Annotated in this window: 15 protein-coding genes; 9 read left to right on the forward strand and 6 right to left on the reverse strand. The window is 64.7% G+C overall.

The annotated features are described in order from the left end of the window. Positions 1–7: 7 nt before the first annotated feature. The 4 genes from ACLQ3I_RS21385 to ACLQ3I_RS21400 all read left to right on the forward strand — a co-directional run bounded on the left by ACLQ3I_RS21385 (position 8) and on the right by ACLQ3I_RS21400 (position 5080). On the forward strand, positions 8–1174 hold the full coding sequence (locus ACLQ3I_RS21385; RefSeq protein ID WP_425804569.1) for an enolase C-terminal domain-like protein: 1167 nt from the start codon (positions 8–10) through the stop codon (positions 1172–1174). Between the two features lie 4 nt (positions 1175–1178). Then, positions 1179–2117, forward strand: a complete 939-nt coding sequence (locus tag ACLQ3I_RS21390) for a ketopantoate reductase family protein (protein ID WP_425804572.1) — start codon at positions 1179–1181, stop codon at positions 2115–2117. Positions 2118–2183: 66 nt separating this feature from the next. Beyond that, positions 2184–3743 carry a class I adenylate-forming enzyme family protein gene (locus ACLQ3I_RS21395; protein WP_425804575.1) on the forward strand — a complete coding sequence of 520 codons (1560 nt, stop codon included), beginning with the start codon at positions 2184–2186 and terminating at the stop codon, positions 3741–3743. Further along, positions 3743–5080, forward strand: a complete 1338-nt coding sequence (locus ACLQ3I_RS21400; RefSeq protein ID WP_425792902.1) for a DUF1254 domain-containing protein — start codon at positions 3743–3745, stop codon at positions 5078–5080. The genes ACLQ3I_RS21395 and ACLQ3I_RS21400 overlap by 1 nt, the downstream gene beginning before the upstream one ends. A gap of 16 nt (positions 5081–5096) precedes the next feature. Here the strand turns inward: ACLQ3I_RS21400 and ACLQ3I_RS21405 are convergent, their stop codons facing one another. Beyond that, on the reverse strand, positions 5097–5870 hold the full coding sequence (locus ACLQ3I_RS21405) for a class I SAM-dependent methyltransferase (RefSeq protein ID WP_425804578.1): 774 nt from the start codon (positions 5868–5870) through the stop codon (positions 5097–5099). 143 nt (positions 5871–6013) lie between these two features. Here ACLQ3I_RS21405 and ACLQ3I_RS21410 point away from each other — a divergent pair, with 143 nt between their 5' ends. The 3 genes from ACLQ3I_RS21410 to ACLQ3I_RS21420 all read left to right on the forward strand — a co-directional run bounded on the left by ACLQ3I_RS21410 (position 6014) and on the right by ACLQ3I_RS21420 (position 9082). Next, positions 6014–6922, forward strand: coding sequence for a LysR family transcriptional regulator (locus ACLQ3I_RS21410; protein WP_425792900.1), 909 nt, complete (start codon positions 6014–6016; stop codon positions 6920–6922). 109 nt (positions 6923–7031) lie between these two features. After that, positions 7032–8012, forward strand: coding sequence for an alpha/beta hydrolase fold domain-containing protein (locus tag ACLQ3I_RS21415; RefSeq protein ID WP_425792899.1), 981 nt, complete (start codon positions 7032–7034; stop codon positions 8010–8012). Continuing rightward, a complete protein-coding gene (locus ACLQ3I_RS21420; RefSeq protein ID WP_425804581.1) occupies positions 8009–9082 on the forward strand; it encodes a quercetin 2,3-dioxygenase in 1074 nt (357 codons plus the stop codon). Before ACLQ3I_RS21415 ends, ACLQ3I_RS21420 begins: the two co-directional genes overlap by 4 nt. Positions 9083–9378: 296 nt before the next feature. On the opposite strand, the gene ACLQ3I_RS21425 is transcribed toward ACLQ3I_RS21420, so the two are convergent. Genes ACLQ3I_RS21425 through ACLQ3I_RS21445 form a run of 5 tightly spaced genes read right to left on the reverse strand, consistent with a single transcriptional unit; the run spans position 9379 to position 15130 of the window. Further along, positions 9379–11055, reverse strand: a complete 1677-nt coding sequence (locus tag ACLQ3I_RS21425; RefSeq protein WP_425804584.1) for a class I adenylate-forming enzyme family protein — start codon at positions 11053–11055, stop codon at positions 9379–9381. Between the two features lie 58 nt (positions 11056–11113). Continuing rightward, positions 11114–12460, reverse strand: coding sequence for an MFS transporter (locus ACLQ3I_RS21430; protein WP_425804587.1), 1347 nt, complete (start codon positions 12458–12460; stop codon positions 11114–11116). Further along, positions 12457–12996: a 3-isopropylmalate dehydratase gene (locus ACLQ3I_RS21435; protein WP_425804590.1), complete on the reverse strand. Its 540-nt coding sequence runs from the start codon at positions 12994–12996 to the stop codon at positions 12457–12459. Before ACLQ3I_RS21435 ends, ACLQ3I_RS21430 begins: the two co-directional genes overlap by 4 nt. Next, on the reverse strand, positions 12993–14249 hold the full coding sequence (locus ACLQ3I_RS21440) for a 3-isopropylmalate dehydratase large subunit (RefSeq protein ID WP_425804593.1): 1257 nt from the start codon (positions 14247–14249) through the stop codon (positions 12993–12995). Before ACLQ3I_RS21440 ends, ACLQ3I_RS21435 begins: the two co-directional genes overlap by 4 nt. 5 nt (positions 14250–14254) lie before the next feature. Then, the gene (locus ACLQ3I_RS21445; RefSeq protein WP_425793457.1) at positions 14255–15130 is read right to left on the reverse strand and encodes an isocitrate lyase/PEP mutase family protein; all 876 of its coding nucleotides are present in this window, start codon (positions 15128–15130) and stop codon (positions 14255–14257) included. 144 nt (positions 15131–15274) lie between these two features. On the opposite strand from ACLQ3I_RS21445, the gene ACLQ3I_RS21450 reads away from it, so the two are divergent. Together ACLQ3I_RS21450 and ACLQ3I_RS21455 are read left to right on the forward strand one after the other, a co-directional pair. Beyond that, positions 15275–16072 (forward strand): IclR family transcriptional regulator, encoded by a 798-nt coding sequence (locus ACLQ3I_RS21450; RefSeq protein ID WP_425804596.1) that lies wholly within the window; start codon positions 15275–15277, stop codon positions 16070–16072. Between the two features lie 544 nt (positions 16073–16616). Continuing rightward, positions 16617–17243 (forward strand): transglycosylase SLT domain-containing protein, encoded by a 627-nt coding sequence (locus tag ACLQ3I_RS21455; RefSeq protein ID WP_425792892.1) that lies wholly within the window; start codon positions 16617–16619, stop codon positions 17241–17243. Positions 17244–17277 lie beyond the last annotated feature (34 nt).

Consider the following 17277-nt stretch of genomic DNA (forward strand, 5'->3'; position numbering starts at 1 on the left):
GGACGAGATGCGCATCGTCGAAATCCGCGAGGTAACGGTGCCCCTGGAGGGCTCGGTCGCCAACGCCGTCGTCAACTTCAACCGCCACACCGTCTCGCTCGTGGCCGTCATCACCGACGTGATGCGGCACGGCGTGCCGGTATACGGGGTGGCCTTCAACTCGATCGGGCGGTTTGCGCAAAGCGGGCTTCTCCGTGACCGGATGATTCCGCGGGTGCTCGACGCACCCTCTGATGAACTGCTCGACCCCGACACCGGGATTCTCGATCCCGAACGTGTGCTGCGGAGCGCGCTGGCCGATGAAAAGCCCGGTGGCCACGGCGATCGCGCCTGCGCTGCGGCGGCAATCGAACTGGCCTGCTGGGATCTGCTCGGCAAACTCGCCGACGAGCCCGCATATGCCACCATCGCGCGCGCGGACGGCCGGACACCCACCAGGCGGGCGGCCCCGGTGTACGCGGCCGGCGGCTACTACCGGCCCGGCGACGACATCGCAGCACTGCGTGCGGAGATCTCGGGCTACCTGGAGAGCGGATACCGGGCGGTCAAGATCAAGGTCGGTGGGCTGACGCTGGACGAGGACCTGAGGCGAATCGACGAGGCAGTGTCGATCGTCGGATCGGGCGCCGCCGTTGCGGTGGACGCAAATGGCCGATTCGGCCGCGAGGCCGCCGCCGCGTATGCAAAGGCGCTGGAGCCCTACCGATTACGGTGGTTCGAAGAGCCGGTCGATCCGCTCGACTACGGGGCAACCGCCGAACTGGCCGCCGCGTACGACGGTGTGCTCGCCACCGGTGAGAATCTCTTCTCCCGGCAGGATGTGGCAAACCTCCTGCGCTTCGGCGGTATCCGACCGGACTGCGACATCCTGCAGATGGACGCCGGTCTGAGCTACGGGTTGACCGAGTACCGGGCCATGCTGGACCTGATGGATTCGGCGGGCGTCGATCGCGCGCATGCCGTTCCACACGGTGGCCATCTGATCAATCTGCACATCGTCGGCGGATTGGGACTCGGTGGGTGCGAGGCGTATCCCGGTGTGTTCCAGCCTTTCGGCGGATACAGCGCAGATTGCGCAATCGAGGACGGGACCGTCACGCCTGCCGACCATCCGGGTTTCGGCCTCGAGGCGAAGGCGGAACTGTCCGGATCGATCACGAGATTGGTGGGATGACGCTGTGGCGGAGAAACTCTCCATCCTGATCGTCGGATGCGGCGCGATGGGATCGGTCTATGCTGCGCGTCTGGCGGCCGGTGGTCACGATGTCCACATGCTGGATCGTTCGGCCGAGCACATGGCCGCCATCGCGCGATCGGGACTGACCCTGACGGGACCCGACAGCGAGGACACGGTACGGGTGAGGTCGGCATCGACGACGCTCGACGTCGGTCCGGTCGACATGGTGGTCCTCGCGGTCAAGGCGGCCGACGTCGGTGGCGCCGCGAGAACCGTGGTCGGGGCGATCGGACCGCATACCGTGGTCGTCACGATCCAGAACGGGCTCGGGTCCGCCGACGAGATCGCCGGCGTGGTCGGTGCCGATCGCCTGGCGGTCGGAATCGCCAGTGGGTTCGGCGCATCACGCCCCGCGCCGGGGCAAGTCCATCACAACGCGATGAAGGCCGTTCGACTGGGTGCATACGCCGGACTACCCCGTGATCGGCTTGATCCCGTGGTAGATGCCTGGCGGGCGGCGGGTTTCGCGACCGAATCCGTGCCGGACATTGTGGCAATGCAGTGGGAGAAGCTCATCTGCAACGTGGCTTACAGTGCTCCGTGCGCATTGACCGGCCTGACCGTCGGTGAGGTGATGACGCATCCGGAATGTGGACCTGTCAGTCGGTCTGCCGCGCGCGAGGCCTGGGAGACCGCACGGGCACTCGGAATTGCCATCAGGGTCGAGGACCCAGTGGCCCACGTCCAGGAGTTCGGCGACGCGATGCCTGCGGCGAAACCGTCGGCGCTTCTCGACGTCGAATCCGGCAGGGTCAGCGAGATCGGCTTCATCAACGGTGCGATCCCGGTGCAGGCAGCCAGGGTGGCGCTTGACGCGCCGGTGAACGAGACACTCACGAGACTGGTCCGGACGCGAGAGCTCGCTTGGCACAACGGATGAGATCGACGCCGATGATGCCCGGCCTTCGGCGCGCTCGTCGTCATCGCGGTATCTGAAGGAGACCCTGTGCACACCTGGTTACATGTGATCGAATGGCGCGCCACCTGTGATGCCGACATCGTGGCGGTGCGGGATGATCGGCAATGCCTGACCTTCCGCGAGTTTCACGCACGAATCGAAGACCGCGCGGGCGGGTGGTTCGCACTCGGCGTTCGCTCGGGTGACATTGTCGGGGTGATCGCGCACAACAGTGTGGAGTATCTGTCGAATGTGCTGGCACTGATGCGTCTCGGAGCGATCCCGCTGCTGCTCAACTGGCGGATGCCGGCACCCGAGATCACCCGGATTCTCGACGTCTGCCGTCCGCGGGCGGTGCTTGCCGACCCGGTCTCCACCGGGCTGGTGACGATCGGCGACATGCTGGCCGTCGTCGACGGAAACCGTGAGGACGGATGGGTTCCCGTCACCGACCTCGTCGGCGATCCAGGTCCCCGACCGGTTCAGCGACTCGCGGCGGCAGAGACCGCGGTGCTCATGCACAGCAGCGGAACGACAGGCAATCCCAAGGTCATCCCGTTGGATCACGGGTCTCTCATCCGCAGTCTTGCCGGCTTTGCGATCGAGATCGGAGATCAACGTCCCGGACGATGCCATCTGGCGATGATGCCGCTGTTCCACCTCGCCGGCTTCGCCCAGGCGATGCAGTGCTTCCTCACGGGCGGGAGCCTCACGGTTCATCGAGAGTTCGATGTCGATCGGGTCATCGATGCGGTCGCGGACCAGCGGATCAATTTCTTCACGGCGGCACCCGCGGTGCTCGAGATCCTCGTCGATGCACTCGAAGGCCGCAGGCGGGGCGCCGACATGTCGAGTCTCATCGAGGTCCAGTACGGTGCGGCACCGATCACACCCGCGCTCCTGATCCGGGCGCAGGCGACGATCTGTCGACGGTTCCGCCAGATCTACGGCAGTACCGAGCTACAGGGATTTCTCACCGTGCTCCGCCCCGAGGACCATCGGACGGACAGCCCTACGCTGGCCACCGCCGGTCGGATCACACAGGGCTGGGAGGTGCGGATCATCACCACCGACGGAAAACCCGCGGCCCCAGGCGAACCCGGCGAGTTGCAGATCCGTGGCGAGAGTCTGGTTCGTGGCTACTGGCGTGACCCGGAGGCGACAGCGGCGTCGTGGACATCGGATGGCTGGTATCGCAGCGGCGACCTGGGATCGGTGGACTGCGATGGCTATCTCAGCATCGTCGGACGTACGAAGGACATGATCATCAGCGGCGGCGAGAATGTCTACCCCGCCGAGATCGAGCGCGTGATGGCCGAACATCCCACGGTGCGCGAGGTCGCGGTGGTGGGATGCGACGATCCCCGTTGGGGAGAGGTTCCGATTGCGTTCGTGGTCACCGGGACCGGTGAGGCGCAGGCGACGGCGGACGATCTCCTTGCGTACTGCCGACTGAACCTTGCCGGTTTCAAGTGTCCGAAGGACGTGTATTTCGTGGAGACCCTGCCCCGCAACGGAGTCGGAAAGGTTGTGAAAGGGCCGCTGCGGGAGCGCGCCCACTGTGGCACGATTGGCACGAGGCGGGGTCAGCACGGAAAGCATGGGTGATGCAGGTGACGGATCAGTCGGTGGCAGATGTTGCCGCGAATGCCTATATCTACGGATTCCCGCTGGTATTCAACCTAGATCAGGTCACCCGATATGTGACCGAAGGCGTAGGGGCAAATCCGGCACGGCCGTTCAACACCTTCAGTCACGCCCGGACTCTTGCAGGACCAGCCGACACCTTCGTCACGATCAACAACGACACGCTGTATTCGATGGCCCAGATCGATTTGTCGGTCGGGCCCGTACGACTGCGAGTTCCCGACACGGACGGCCGTTATTACGTTCTGCAATTCGTCGATGCGTGGACGAACAATTTTGCCTATGTCGGCCATCGTGCCACCGGCACCGCGGAGGGCGGCTTTTTGCTGGTCCCTCCGGGATATGACGGAACCGTCGAGGCCGACGAGACCCTGATCCACTTCCCGACCACGGTTGGGTCGATCGTCGGCCGGTGGGCCTGTGCAGGAGGCGATGACCTGGCGCTTGTTCATGCGCTCCAAGACGTCACAACTCTCACTCCGCTCGATCGCGACGCCGAGCCTGAGGGCCTACCGGCGCCGTCCGCCGAGGTTCCCAACGAACTGCGGTACTTCGAGAAGCTCCGACTCTGGTCGCAGGCCTACCCGCCCGCGCCTCGGGACGTCGAGATCGAGCGGGGCCTGGCTGAGGTCGGGATCGGGGACCCCGGCGAGGCATCGCCGTATGCCGATGCGGATCACGACTTCGCCGCGGAGCTCGTGGCGGGTATCGACGCCGGTGAGCGGAATCTGCAGAAGGCGTTGATGTCCGGATCGAGTCCCGAGGTCAACGGGTGGAAGCTGACCTACCATGCGTTCGACTACAACCTCGACTACTTCGAGGTCGGTGCGCTCGACGACCCGCAGTTCAAGATGGCCGACCCGAGGCTTCGAATCATCGAACGGGCAGCCGCTGCCAAGGGCGGACTGTGGGGCAACCATCCCTACGAGGCCGCGTACATCATGACCTACGTCGACGACCGAGGCGTCCAGCTGGTGGGAAGCCGCAGGTACACAATAACTTTGAATCCCACGCCGCCGGTCGGAGCATTCTGGTCGTTGACCATGTATGACGTTCCCAACTTCTATCTGGTGGACAACCCGCTCAATCGATACTCGATCGGCGACCGGACCCCGGGACTGACTTACGGTGCCGATGGTTCCTTGACGATCGTGATCAGCAACGTGGCCCCCGACGACACCGCGAACTGGCTGCCGGCCCCCAGCGGTGAGTTCCGCCCGGTGCTCCGGATGTACGAACCGGACCCTGCGGTTCTGCGTGGTGACTACGAGGTGCCGGCCATTACGCGGGTCGACTGAGCCGCGGCCGGCGCCGTCAGCCCAGCTCCAACCCCACCCGCATCTGACCGAACAGGAACACTGCCGTCTCTGCGGTGGATTCCTGATATCGCTCGATGACCTCGTCGGCGAAGGGTTTCACCGAGTCGTCGGGTAGACGGCTGGTCCAGTCGGTGGCGCCGACGGTGAACCACTGGGTGAAGGCATCGATCGACTCGAACTGCCAACGCAGGTAGGTGATCTCGATGTCGGAGACGTTGAATCCGGCCGACGTGGCGGACTCGCGAAACCGATCCGGAGTGACGTGCAGGTAGGGCGGCTCGAAGTCGGTGAAGTAGTGCTGCCAGCGTGGCAGGGCGGCCACGTCCATCGCCACGTCTTCGATGCTGCGACGCTCGGTGGCGCAGACGATCTGGATCACCGCGCGTCCGCCGTCGTCCAGGCTGCGCGCGATCTGCGTCAATGCCGCGGGCTGATCGTGAACCCAGTGCAGCATGTTGAAGGAGACCGCGATGTCGAAGTCGCGCTCGAACGGCAGCGCCAGGACGTCGTCGACGTGGAACTGGACACGGAGCTCATCGGGTGGGACACGGGTGCGGGCCTTGTCGATCATCAGTCGTGATGCGTCGACGCCGACAACCGATCCCGCAGGCAGCCGGTCGGCCAGTTGCATGGTGATGAACCCGTCGCCGCAGCCGACGTCGAGGAGCCGCTCATCGCCCGCGATCTCGAGACCGGCGATCGATGCCTCGGCGACCATGCGCTGCAGAGCGCTGACGTCCGCATAACGATCGCCGTCCCAGTTGACCATGGTCGCTCCTCGATGAGTGCATGTGACAACCACTCTGCACCAATCGGAAGGGCCGAATCGTGGGATTCGCGAGGTGGACGGCAGTTTTCGCCGGACCGCCGGTATGCCACACTGTTCGGTGTCCGCCCAGGTAGGAGGTCATCGTGGATCTCACCGCCGCGCACCTGCGGTACTTCCTCGCAGTTGCCGACGAGCTTCACTTCACTCGCGCCGCCGAGCGGCTGCACATCTCGCCGCCATCGCTGAGTCAGCAGATCCAGCAACTCGAGAGACGGGTGGGCGAGCCGTTGTTCGAGCGGACCTCCCGGCACGTCGAACTCACCGCACGGGGCGCCGAACTGTTGCCGATGGCCCGTACCGCCGTGGCGGCGATGGACGATGTCGTCGGGTGGATCGACAAAGGGCGCGAGCCGCGACGAACTTTTCGGATCGGCATCGCAGCAGCGAGTGAACTCAGCAATGCAGTGCTCGCAGCAGTCGTAGAGCGGTACCCCGACGTCGAATGGCAGATCCGCAGCCTCGGGCTGACGGAGCCACTCTCTGCAGTGCAGGATGGGCAGGTCGACGTCGCGCTGATGTTCAGTCCGCAGATCCCTGACGTCGATGGGCTGGTGGTGACGCCGCTGTGGTCGGAAGATCGGGTCCTGGTGGTTCACGAGGGGCATCGATTCGCGGGCTGCGAGTCACTGAGTCTGGCCGAGACCGACGACGAGACCTTCATCGGCATCCGCGAGCTCGGCGGGACCCAGGAGTGGTTCGTCGATCCGCGTCCGGGAGGCAAGCGCCCGACGATCCTCCCGCTCGCTGCGCACTTCGAAGAGGTCCTGCAACTGTGCGCCGCGGGCGTCGGGGTGAACATCTGCGGCTCCGGGGCCGCCACTACGTATGCCCGGCCCGGCCTGCGCTACATACCCGTCGCCGACCTTCCGCCGGTGACGACATTCCTCTGCTACCAGGCGTCCAGGACCGACGAACTGATCGATGCGTTCGCACGACTCGCCGTAGAGGTCTCCGCGCATCGGGATGGACCACCGGCGCCTGCGGCAGAGTGACAGCGCAGCCCCGCGAGGCGCTGGTCGCATCGATCATGAGGCTGTCCCGAATGATCATGTGACATTTCCATGTGGACTCCGATCGGGCTCTGCTCACAGACTGGACGGCGTGAGTCCCACGATTGAGTCCCCCCACCATCGCGACGTGATCTACGCACGGCGTGCCTCCGGCGAGTTACACCTCGATCTGGTCAGACCGGCGCAGTCCATACCCGCGCCGGTCATCGTGTTCGTCCATGGCGGCGGTTGGTTCACCGGCGACCGGACGCTGTGCCCGGATCTGAGCGGCCACTTCTGTGCGCGCGGGTTCGCCATGGCGAGTATCGACTACCGGTTGTCCGGCGATGAGTTGTTCCCGGCCCAGCTCCATGATGTGCGTGCTGCCATTCGTCATCTCCGCATGAATGCCGGGGAACTCGGACTCGACCCCGCCCGTATCGGTGTCTGGGGCGCATCGGCCGGCGGGCACCTCGCCACACTGGCCGGCCTGCTCTCCGCGGTCTCGGAGCTACCCGGGGAGGACGCTGCCGACGGGGATGCAGCTGTGCAGGCCGTCGCCGAATCGTACGGGCCGTCGACTCTGGTCGATGGTGATGTCGCGCCGGGTGTGCCGTTGCCGGGAGTCACGTCGGCGGCCGAGACGCCCGAGGGCCGACTGATCGGTGGTGACCCGGCTGACCTTCCTGTCGCCGCGCGGGACGCCAGCCCGCTCTACTTCGTCACCTCCGACGCCCCGCCGTTCCAGATCTCCCATGGCACGGGCGACGTGCTGGTCGACCACCAGCACAGCCTCCTCCTGTACGAGGCGCTCGCCGAGGCGGGAGTCGAGGTCGACCTGTACCTGGTCGATGACTACCAGCATGGATTCCTCAATCCCCCCAACAGATCTGACGTCCCATCCCCGCCGGTGATGGACAATGGGCGGCTCGATTCCGAAGGACCTGCGCCGGCCCGCCACCTGTCGGCGCGAGGGCCGGAACGCACCGAAGAGCGCACCCACTTCGGGTTCGACGACATCGGTGATTTCTTCACTCGACACCTCGCCATCAGCACCGACCAGACCACCATCAACTCAGGAGACAACAGATGACCTCCCCGGCAGACCTCAGCGCCATCCACCAGCTCGCCCCCGTCATCGATGCCCTGCCCGGAGAGGCCGTTCCCTACCGTCTCGCCGGTGGGGAGGGGCTGCGGTACGAGGTCGACAATCAGCTGTGGACGGTCATCGCCCGCGCTGCCGACACTGGCGGATTATTCGATGCCGCTTTCATTCTCGGCCCGCGCGGTGCGGGAGCCGGATTCCACAGCCTGCCCGATCATCAGCGCTCCTATTACGTGTTCGACGGGTGCGTCCAGTTCTGGCTGCCGGGCGAGAGCCGCATCCTCACCCCGGGAGACTCCGTTCACGTCCCACCCGGCACCCCCGTCGCCTACCGGATGCTCGGCCACATGACCAAACTCCTGTTCTGGTCCGCACCCGGCGGAGCGCTTGATGCACTGGCGAACTCGGGAGGCGAGGTGGCGTCCCGGGTGTATTCGGCTGATGGAACGGCCGGTGTGCGTCAATCGCCGGAGCAACTGTTCGCACCGTCTGCCGCGTTGCTGCACGATCTGCCTCTCGTCTCTGCGAGTGACGCGTGGGACGAGGTCCTGCCCGACGGCGTCGACGGCTACTTCCTGCGCGCGCACACCGGGGATCGTCGTGCGTGGCCCGACTCCATCAATGCCTACGGTGCCCGCGGCCGCACCACCGGCGGCCGATACTTCTCGGTACTGACGCTGGGTGGCAAACTCCCGTACATACCGCAGCACTTCCACCGGCAGCACACCGAGAACTTCTTTGTCATGTCCGGCCGAGTCTGGTTGTACGCCAACGGTGTCGAGACATTGCTGACCGCCGGGGACTATCTACATGCGCCTGCCGGGACCATCCACAGCTTCGCCTTCGATGCGCACAACACCAAGATGCTCGGCATGCTCACCTCGGATGTCTTCGAGAAGTTCTTCGACGTGACCGGTGAGAACACCGACGACGTGGTGCATACCGAGGGACTGATCAACCCCGGCGACATGATGGCAAAACTCGCCGCCGCGGCCGCCGATCTCGACCTCGAATTCGTCGGTCCGCCACCGGAACGGACCCGCGCAACAGATCTGTGAACACCATCGGTCCCGGCGATCAGGGGTGTCGTCGAGGGCCGTCAACGCACGCCGCGCCGGGGTGCGTACCCAGGGTACCGGGCCCCCGATGAGCAGGTGCAGTGGCGACGCCGCCGACAGGAGAGCCGTCGAGTACGAAGGGCAGTGCCTGGTCACCCCAGACCCAGACCCAGAACAGGCCGCGGCCGGCCCAGACACGCAGCCAATAACGCTGATCGGTCGGGATCCCCTTGTCGATCAGACCTGCCCGCAACATGTCCGTGTCGAAGCAGATCGCACCTACCCGGTCGTCGACGTCAGGTCGGGGTGGACTCCGTGTCGCGCAGCGCCCGCCGTCGAATCTTTCCGGACTGCGTCTTCGGCAGCTCCGCGATGATCTGCACAGCTCGGGGTCTTTTGTAAGGCGCAAGTCGATCTCGTGCGAAAGTCACGAGCTCGTCGCCGTCGGCGGTCTGTCCGTCCTTGAGGGAGACGTACGCGGCGACGGATTCGCCCTGATACTCGTCAGGGATCCCGACCACGGCCGCCTCGAGTACTGCGGGATGCTCGTAGAGGACGTCCTCCACCTCGCGCGGCCACACCTTGTAACCCGACACGTTGATCTGGTCCTTGATCCGATCGACAAGGTAGATCCAGCCCTGCGCATCAGAGATCGCGCTGTCTCCGGTGTGGAGCCGACCTGCAGGCATGGTTGCCTCCGATGCGTCCGCGTTGCGCCAGTATCCGCGAATCACCTGTGGTCCGATGAGGACGAGTTCGCCCTGTCCGCCGGGCGGCAGCGGACGGCCGTCGGTGTCGACGATCTGGACTTCGACGCCAGGGAGCGGGACACCGATCGACAGCGTTCCACTGGTCTCATCGACGGGAGCGCTGGTTCCGGGAGGTACCGCGATGACTCCCGACGATGTCTCCGTCATCCCGTATGCGTTGTGGATGTATGGCCCGAAACGTTCGTGGAACCTGGTGACCGTGCTGGGCGGAACGGGAGCACCCCCGCTGAAAAGTGCCTTGATGGTGGCGAAATGCGCTGCGGTGGCGTGCTCGGTGTTCATCATGGCAATGAATGCGGTGATGGAGCCGATGGTGTAGGTCACCGAGTGTTCGCGGAATGCGTCGAGCGCGGTGTCGACCTGGAAGCGCCCGGTGAACACCAGCGCGGTCTGCTCGGACAATGCCAGCGAACCGATGATGACCGCTCCGGTGATGTGGAACAGCGGTGCGAGTGCGAATACGACGTCGCCGGGTCTGATACCGGCGATTCCGGCAAAACTCGTCGTCGCCGCGAGCACATTGGCATGCGAGTTCATCGCACCCTTCGGTGGTCCGGTCGTGCCGGACGTGTAGGCGAGGAACGCCAGATCGTCGCCGCTCACTGCGACCCTCGGTGGGCGGCTTCCGATCCGCTCGCCGATCAACGTCATCAAATCATTGTCGGAGCGTGCGGTATCGGCCATCCCCGGCCGGAAAACCCGTGGATCGTTGCGTGATTGAACATCCGACTCGGCCGTACCCAACACCCACCGAACCGGTGTCCCGGCGGCGCTCTCGCGCACACCCTCGACGTCGCGGTCGGTGGTGATGATCCCGACGGGCTCGGCGTCGGCGAGCAGGGTGGTGAGCTCGCGGCCCCGGTACATGGGATTGAGCAACAATGCGACCCCACCCAGTTTCCAGAGCGCGATCAGGATGAGCGCGTACTGGGGGATGTTCTGCAGGTGGATGCCTACCCGGTCGCCGTGGCACACTCCGCGTTCGGACAACACGGCGGCCAGCGCATCGGCGAGCGCGTCGGTCTCTCGGACACTGAGGACCGCATCGAAATACACCAGAGCCGCCGCGTCGGGTTCCTCGCCCACGCGCCACTCCCACGCCTCGGTGAGAGTGGCGAAACGCGGCTCGAGACCGGGAGACAGTTCCTTCGGGTAGAGAGCGAACCACGGTGGCTCATGGTCCGGTGTCATGTCACTGCTCATCTTCTTCTCCAGGTTGCCCGGCAGGTGTACCGGTGCCTCAGACTTCGGTCGTCCGGGGTCACGTCGGGAGTGCGGTCTTGCCGGTTTCGCGGATCGTCAGAACGGTCAGGAGTCCGATGATGCACACGCCGATCACCCAGTAGGCCGGGGACATACCGCTTCCGGTGGATTCGACCAGCTGAGCAGCCACATAGGGCGCGGTCCCGCCTGCGGCGATGGTTCCGATGTTGAATCCCAATGACACGCCGGTGTATCGGACCGTGCGCGGAAACAGTTCGGTGAACATCGGAAACGCCGGTACCTGGACGACACCGTTGAGGACCATGTACACGAAGTACACCAACCCGACGACGACGACGCTGGCCGTGGCGCCCAAGATCATGAACGCCGGCACCGCTATCACGAGATAGGCGATATAGCCCCCTGCCAGAACGGGTTTGCGCCCGAACCTGTCCGTCAACATCCCACTGAGAGGGAACGTGGCGCATGCCAAGGCAATGCTGATCGCGGATGTCCAGTAGACAGCATCCTTCGAGAAGCCGAGATCGTTGATGAGATAGACACTGAAGTACGTCAATCCGATGTAGCCCGAGCCGTTCATCGCGATCGCCACGCCCACGACTTGGAGAACGGAGACCGGATTCTTCCTGAGGACATCGAGGAGCGGACTCTTGGTGACTTCCTCCTTGTCGGCCATCTCCTCGAATTCGGGGGTGTCCTCCAGCTTCAATCGCACACGGAGGCAGATCAGTGCGAGGGGCAGCGCGAGCAGGAACGGGATGCGCCAACCCCATGCGTCCATCTGCTCGTCGGTCGTGAGGAAGGCGACGATGCCGACGACCGACGCGGCGACGGCAAAACCCAGAGTCGACCCGATCGGTGTGAACGAACCGAAGAATCCGCGGCGGTTCGGCGGCGCGGATTCGGCGATGTAGGTGGCCGCGCCGCCGACCTCGCCGCCCGCCGAGAACCCTTGTGCGAGTCGCACGATCACCAGCAGTATCGGGGCGATCACGCCGACGGAGGAGTGCGTGGGCAGTACGCCGAGGATGCCGCACGCGACGCCCATGCAGACAACAGTGATGACCAAGGCGGACCGGCGTCCGCGCCGGTCCCCGAGCCGTCCGAAGAAGATGCCGCCGAGTGGGCGTGCGACGTAGGCGACACCGAAGACGGCAAGGGTGGCCAGGATCGATGCACCGGAAGATTCCGAGGGGAAGAACAGTGGCGCGATGGTGACGGCGAGGAATCCGTACACCGCGAAGTCGTAGTACTCGATGAGTGTGCCGACGCCGCCGGCAATGGCAGCACGCCGGGCCATCGTCTTCGATCTCTGCGGCGACATCCCACCGGCAGGCTCGCCGGCACCCCCGTGGGTGCGAATGGGTTGCTCTACGTTGGTCATTGCATCTGTCCTTGATGTTCGCGGGAGTGTTCGGCGAGTAGGAGCTCATACGAGCCGCCGGCCTCGATGACCTGGACGGTTCGGGCATTCGGCGGCGTGCCGACCACTTCGGCGCCGTCAGACGTACGCAATGTGGCGGCGCGCCAATCCAGCGTCACCGCATCGTCGATCGCCACGGCGGTCGATACGCCGGGGATCGTGACGAGCGGCATCCCGTTGAATGTCTCACCGCGCCAGAAGCCGGGTGAGAACGATTCCGCGACGATGGCCGCGATGCCTGCGTTGCGGAGCGCCACCATCGGCGGGTAGTGAGGATGCCCATACCCGAAGTTGCGACCGCCGATGATGATGTCGCCCTGCCGAACTCGATCGACAAACCCGGGGTCATAGGCCTTCATACACACCGACCGGAGATGATCGGGGTCGTACGACTTGATGTTGGAGACCCCGACCACGAGGTCGATGTCGAAGTCGTCGCCGAAGATCCAGGCGACCTTTCCCTCGATGATGTCCGGGGGCGGTGGATAGGCGCTCATTGCACGGACTCCTGTATCGAGCCACGCAGCGCGCTCGCTGCGACGGTGAACGGTGAGCCCATGTAGATGTTGGCGTCCGAGCTCCCCATACGGCCGGAAATGTTCAGCACGCCGGTCGAGATGCAGTTCTCTCCGGGTTGCAGGGGCTTCTGATAGCCGAAGCAGAAGTCGCAGCTGGAAACCGCGATGTTCGCGCCCGAGGCGCGGAGCACATCGAGGATCCCTTCTTCTTCGGCTTGCTCGTAGACCCGCTGAGATGTCGGAACAACGTTCAGCTCCACCCCGGGTGCCACGGTTCGTCCATCGAGAACCATTGCAGCCGCGCGTAAGTCCTCGATTCGACCACTTGCGCACGAGCCGATGAAGGCCTTCGTGATCGGCGTGCCCGCGAGTTCCTTCGCCGTCTTGGTGTTCGCGACGCGGGCCGAACCCGGTTCGACGACGCGAGGTGTCAGGGTGGCGAGATCGATCGTGTGTCGTGCCGCGTAGGAGGCGTCGGCATCGGGATGAACGGGCTCGAAATCACGTCGTGCCACGCTTCTCGCATATGCCAAAGAGGTCTCGTCGGGTTCGAAGATCGCCGACACCGCCCCGGTGAACATCGCCATGCCGCACAGCCCCTGCCGGTGGTCGATCTTCATCGACTTCGCTCCCGGCCCACCGAATTCCATCACCTGATGGGCGCACCCGTCGGCGCCGACCAATTCGATGATCGAGTGAACGAGGTCGCGGCTGTCCACGCCGGGCGGGAACTCGCCGATCAGATCGAATCGCGTCGTCGCCGGAATGTCGACGAACAACTGCCCGGTGACCCAGGCCTCGATGAGATCACGGCGAATTCCCCATCCGAGGGCGCCGAACGCTCCGACCCCGCTGATGTGACCGTCGAAGTGCACCAAGAAATCACCCGGAATCGCCAGTCCGAGTTCGGCTGTCAGCTGGTGGCCGATGCCGCGTCCCTCGTGTAGCTCGATGCCGTAGAACTCGCACCAGTCGCGGGTGACCTGATGAACCTCGGCCTCTTTGTCGTTCTTCTTCGTCAACATGTGGTCGATGAACACGATGTAGCGATCCGGATCGGCCAGTTCCGTGATGCCGAAATCATCGCGCATCTGCCGGAACATGACGTCGGTGTAGCCGGGGAAGTCGTAGGCGATCATCCGCGCGGGGCGCACCGCGTGGTTGTCGCCGGCGCGGACCGACTCCCTTCCGGTGGTGCGTCCGAGGATCTTCTCGGTCATCGTCTGGCCCATGGCGATCACCGGCTCGCTTCGCTGGGAAGGTACTTGCGCTGCATGGCTTCCACCTCGGGAAAACCGATCAGTTCGACGAACTCATGGTGCGCGAGAGCGTCCTTGCTCACCTCGGCGGGTGGTTCGCCCGAGGCGAGTCGCCGGAGTGCTTCTCGCGCCGCACCGGTGGCCGCCATCAGCACCTGGGTCGGGAGCAGGGCGAGGCGGACACCGATCCGGTCGAGGACCTCGGGCGTGAAGTCGCGTTCGGTCCAGGTCGATGCGGTGAGCGTGGCCATGAGCGGCACGCCCACCTCGTTGTGGCAGCGCTCCCATTCGTCGATGGTCTCGAACGTCTTGGTGACCGGCATGATCATGTCCGCTCCCGCGTCCACATACGCTTGTGCACGCCGAATGGCATCGTCGCCGCGGGCGTCCGTACGGGCGATGAGTAGGACGTGATCCGGGATCGAGTCGCGGACCGCTCGGATCTTGCCGGTCGCTTCGGTGACGCTGATGAGATCGACGGGGTCGCCGACACAGATCGGGCATGACTTGGGGGAGACCTGGTCCTCCATGAACATTCCCTGTACTCCCGCATCGACGAACTTTCCGGCGGTCCGCGCCGCATTGACCGCGTTGCCGTACCCGGTGTCGATGTCCGCGACCAGGGGCAACTGTGACGCTTCCCCGATGGTCCGGACGGCCTGCAGGTTCTCGGACATCGTATAGAGCTCGGCGTCGGGGAGGCCCAACGCCGCGGAGATGGCAAATCCAGATGCGCAGAGGGCGCTGAATCCTGCCTGGTCGGCGAGACGGGCGGTCAGCCCGTCCCACACTCCGGGTGCATAGACGATGCCGCGCGAGGTGAGGTCCTTGAGAGTTGGAGTGTCCAACGTGATCGTCTCCGTTTCGTAATGCGGAATGCGTTTCGCATCTCGATATGGACGGTAAGGTGGCATGGGTCACATGTCAACCCATTCGGTTCCGACTCTGTTCGTATGATGTCGACACCGATCTGCGTCCAACGGAAGTGAGCACCGTCAGTGGCCTCGCCAATCGAGCCCGAATCACACGCCGGCAGGGAAGTCGTAGGAGCTGTTCTGAAGGCCTGCGCGCTGCTCGAGCACTTTGGTGCCGACCGCCCGGTGTGGACGCTGAACGAACTGACCGCGGCCAGTGGCATGAACAAGACCACGGTCCATCGCCTGATGGCGACATTGATCCACGCCGGCTGGGTCGATCGGACCGGCGAGGGCGCGTATCGGGTTGCGATGCCGGTGTTCGAGGTCGGGTCGGCAGCATTGATCAAGCTGGACATCCGTTCGGCGGCAAGGCCATTGATGGTCCAGTTGGCCGAAGCCTTCGGAGACACCGCGTATTTGATGGTCCCTGCGGATCAGGGAGCTGTGTGCATCGACCGGCTCGAGGGCAACAATCCGCTCATCGTCGCCGGGATCAACATCGGATCGGTGATGCCCTACCACGCCGCCGCCGGGCCGATCGTCATGCTCGCCAACTCGGAGGAGATTCGCGCGCAATGGATTCGCAATGGTTTGCAGGCATTCACGGACCGGACTCTCACCGACGTCGATCGCCTCACCGCGCATCTCGACGGCGTGCGGGACGCCGGGTACTCGGTCAGCGATTCTGACTATCTGGCCGGAGTGGCTGCCGTGGCTGCGCCCATCTTCGGCCGTGCCGGAGCGATGGTGGCGTCGATCAGCATCGGTGGCCGAGTCGAGTCGTTCAGGGGGGCGGCGCTCGACGAAAAAGTGGACGGCGTGCTCGATGCCGCTGCACGGGTCACCAGAGTTATGCAAGCGCTGCCGCAGCAGAGCTGACGGCGGCCATCGGCGAGAGCATGGACGCCGGCTATTGGTAACGAATCCGCCTCGAATCGGCGTTTTCTCTTGACAGGATTTGTGAGACGGCTCACGCGCCTCTGAATCGATGAAAGACCAGCGCACATAGGGTTTTGGCACAGGGTGTCACGGGCCGGTGGTGCGCATGAGGCGTCTTCTCGGTGTCCGTATTTGGGCTTTTCTCAGGTTTGTATATCAATCTGTGATCTGCCACGACAACAGACGTTGAGTCTGTGCAGCACGAGAAAGTCGAGTAGCTATGCGGATCAAGCCCGCATGCGCAACCCGCGGCCTCGCGTCGGCTATCGGGGCCAAGACCGCCACCGTGGCCGTCTGAGCGAAGCTCGGGCCAGACCCTGAATCCGGATGGGTCGGTGCGTCATGCGTCCGGGACGGCATCGTCCCGCAGTCAGAACAAGTCCATTCACAGCGGCATCCACGTTGCCGGTGCGCTCTCGCGCGTCGGAGGTTGTCCGCTGTCGGCCGACAGACCGGCCGCACAACGCATCAGGAATCCAATCTCATGTTCGTCATCTCCACATCGTTGAAGCATGCCCGCAGCATGTCCCGTAAGCGCTTCGCTCACGCGGTTGGCGCTGCCACCCTCGCGGTCACCGCGGTGGTCACCGTCGGCTCGATCAGCAACGCCGAGCCCGCTCAGGCAGAGAAGCAGCACCATGCCGCCGCAGCCGCGTCGGACAAGCGCATCGAAGCGGTGGCCGACACCAGCACGGCGACCAAGCCCAAGCCAGCGCCGACGCCTGCTCCGGCACCTGTGGTGGCACCGAAGCCGGCGCCTGCCCCTGCCCCGGCGCCCGCGCCTGTGTACGCGAACAACCTCGACGGCTGGGTCCGCCAGTCCCTCGACATCCTGGCCAAGAACAACATTCCGGCCAGCTATGACGGGATCATGCGGAATATCATGCGCGAGTCGACCGGCAATCCGCAGGCCATCAACCTGTACGACTCGAATGCCGCCGCAGGCATCCCGTCCAAGGGGCTGCTGCAGATGATCGATCCGACCTTCGCCACCTACCACGTGCAGGGCACCAAGTTCGACGTGTGGGACCCGGTCTCGAACATCGTCGCCGCCTGCAACTACGCAGCGCAGACCTACGGATCAATGGACAACGTCAACTCGGCGTACTGACCCGAGCCGCGCGACAGTCCTCGACTGACTGGCC

Origin of the sequence: Gordonia sp. DT101, from assembly GCF_049844895.1 — a bacterium.
Lineage (GTDB): Bacteria > Actinomycetota > Actinomycetes > Mycobacteriales > Mycobacteriaceae > Gordonia.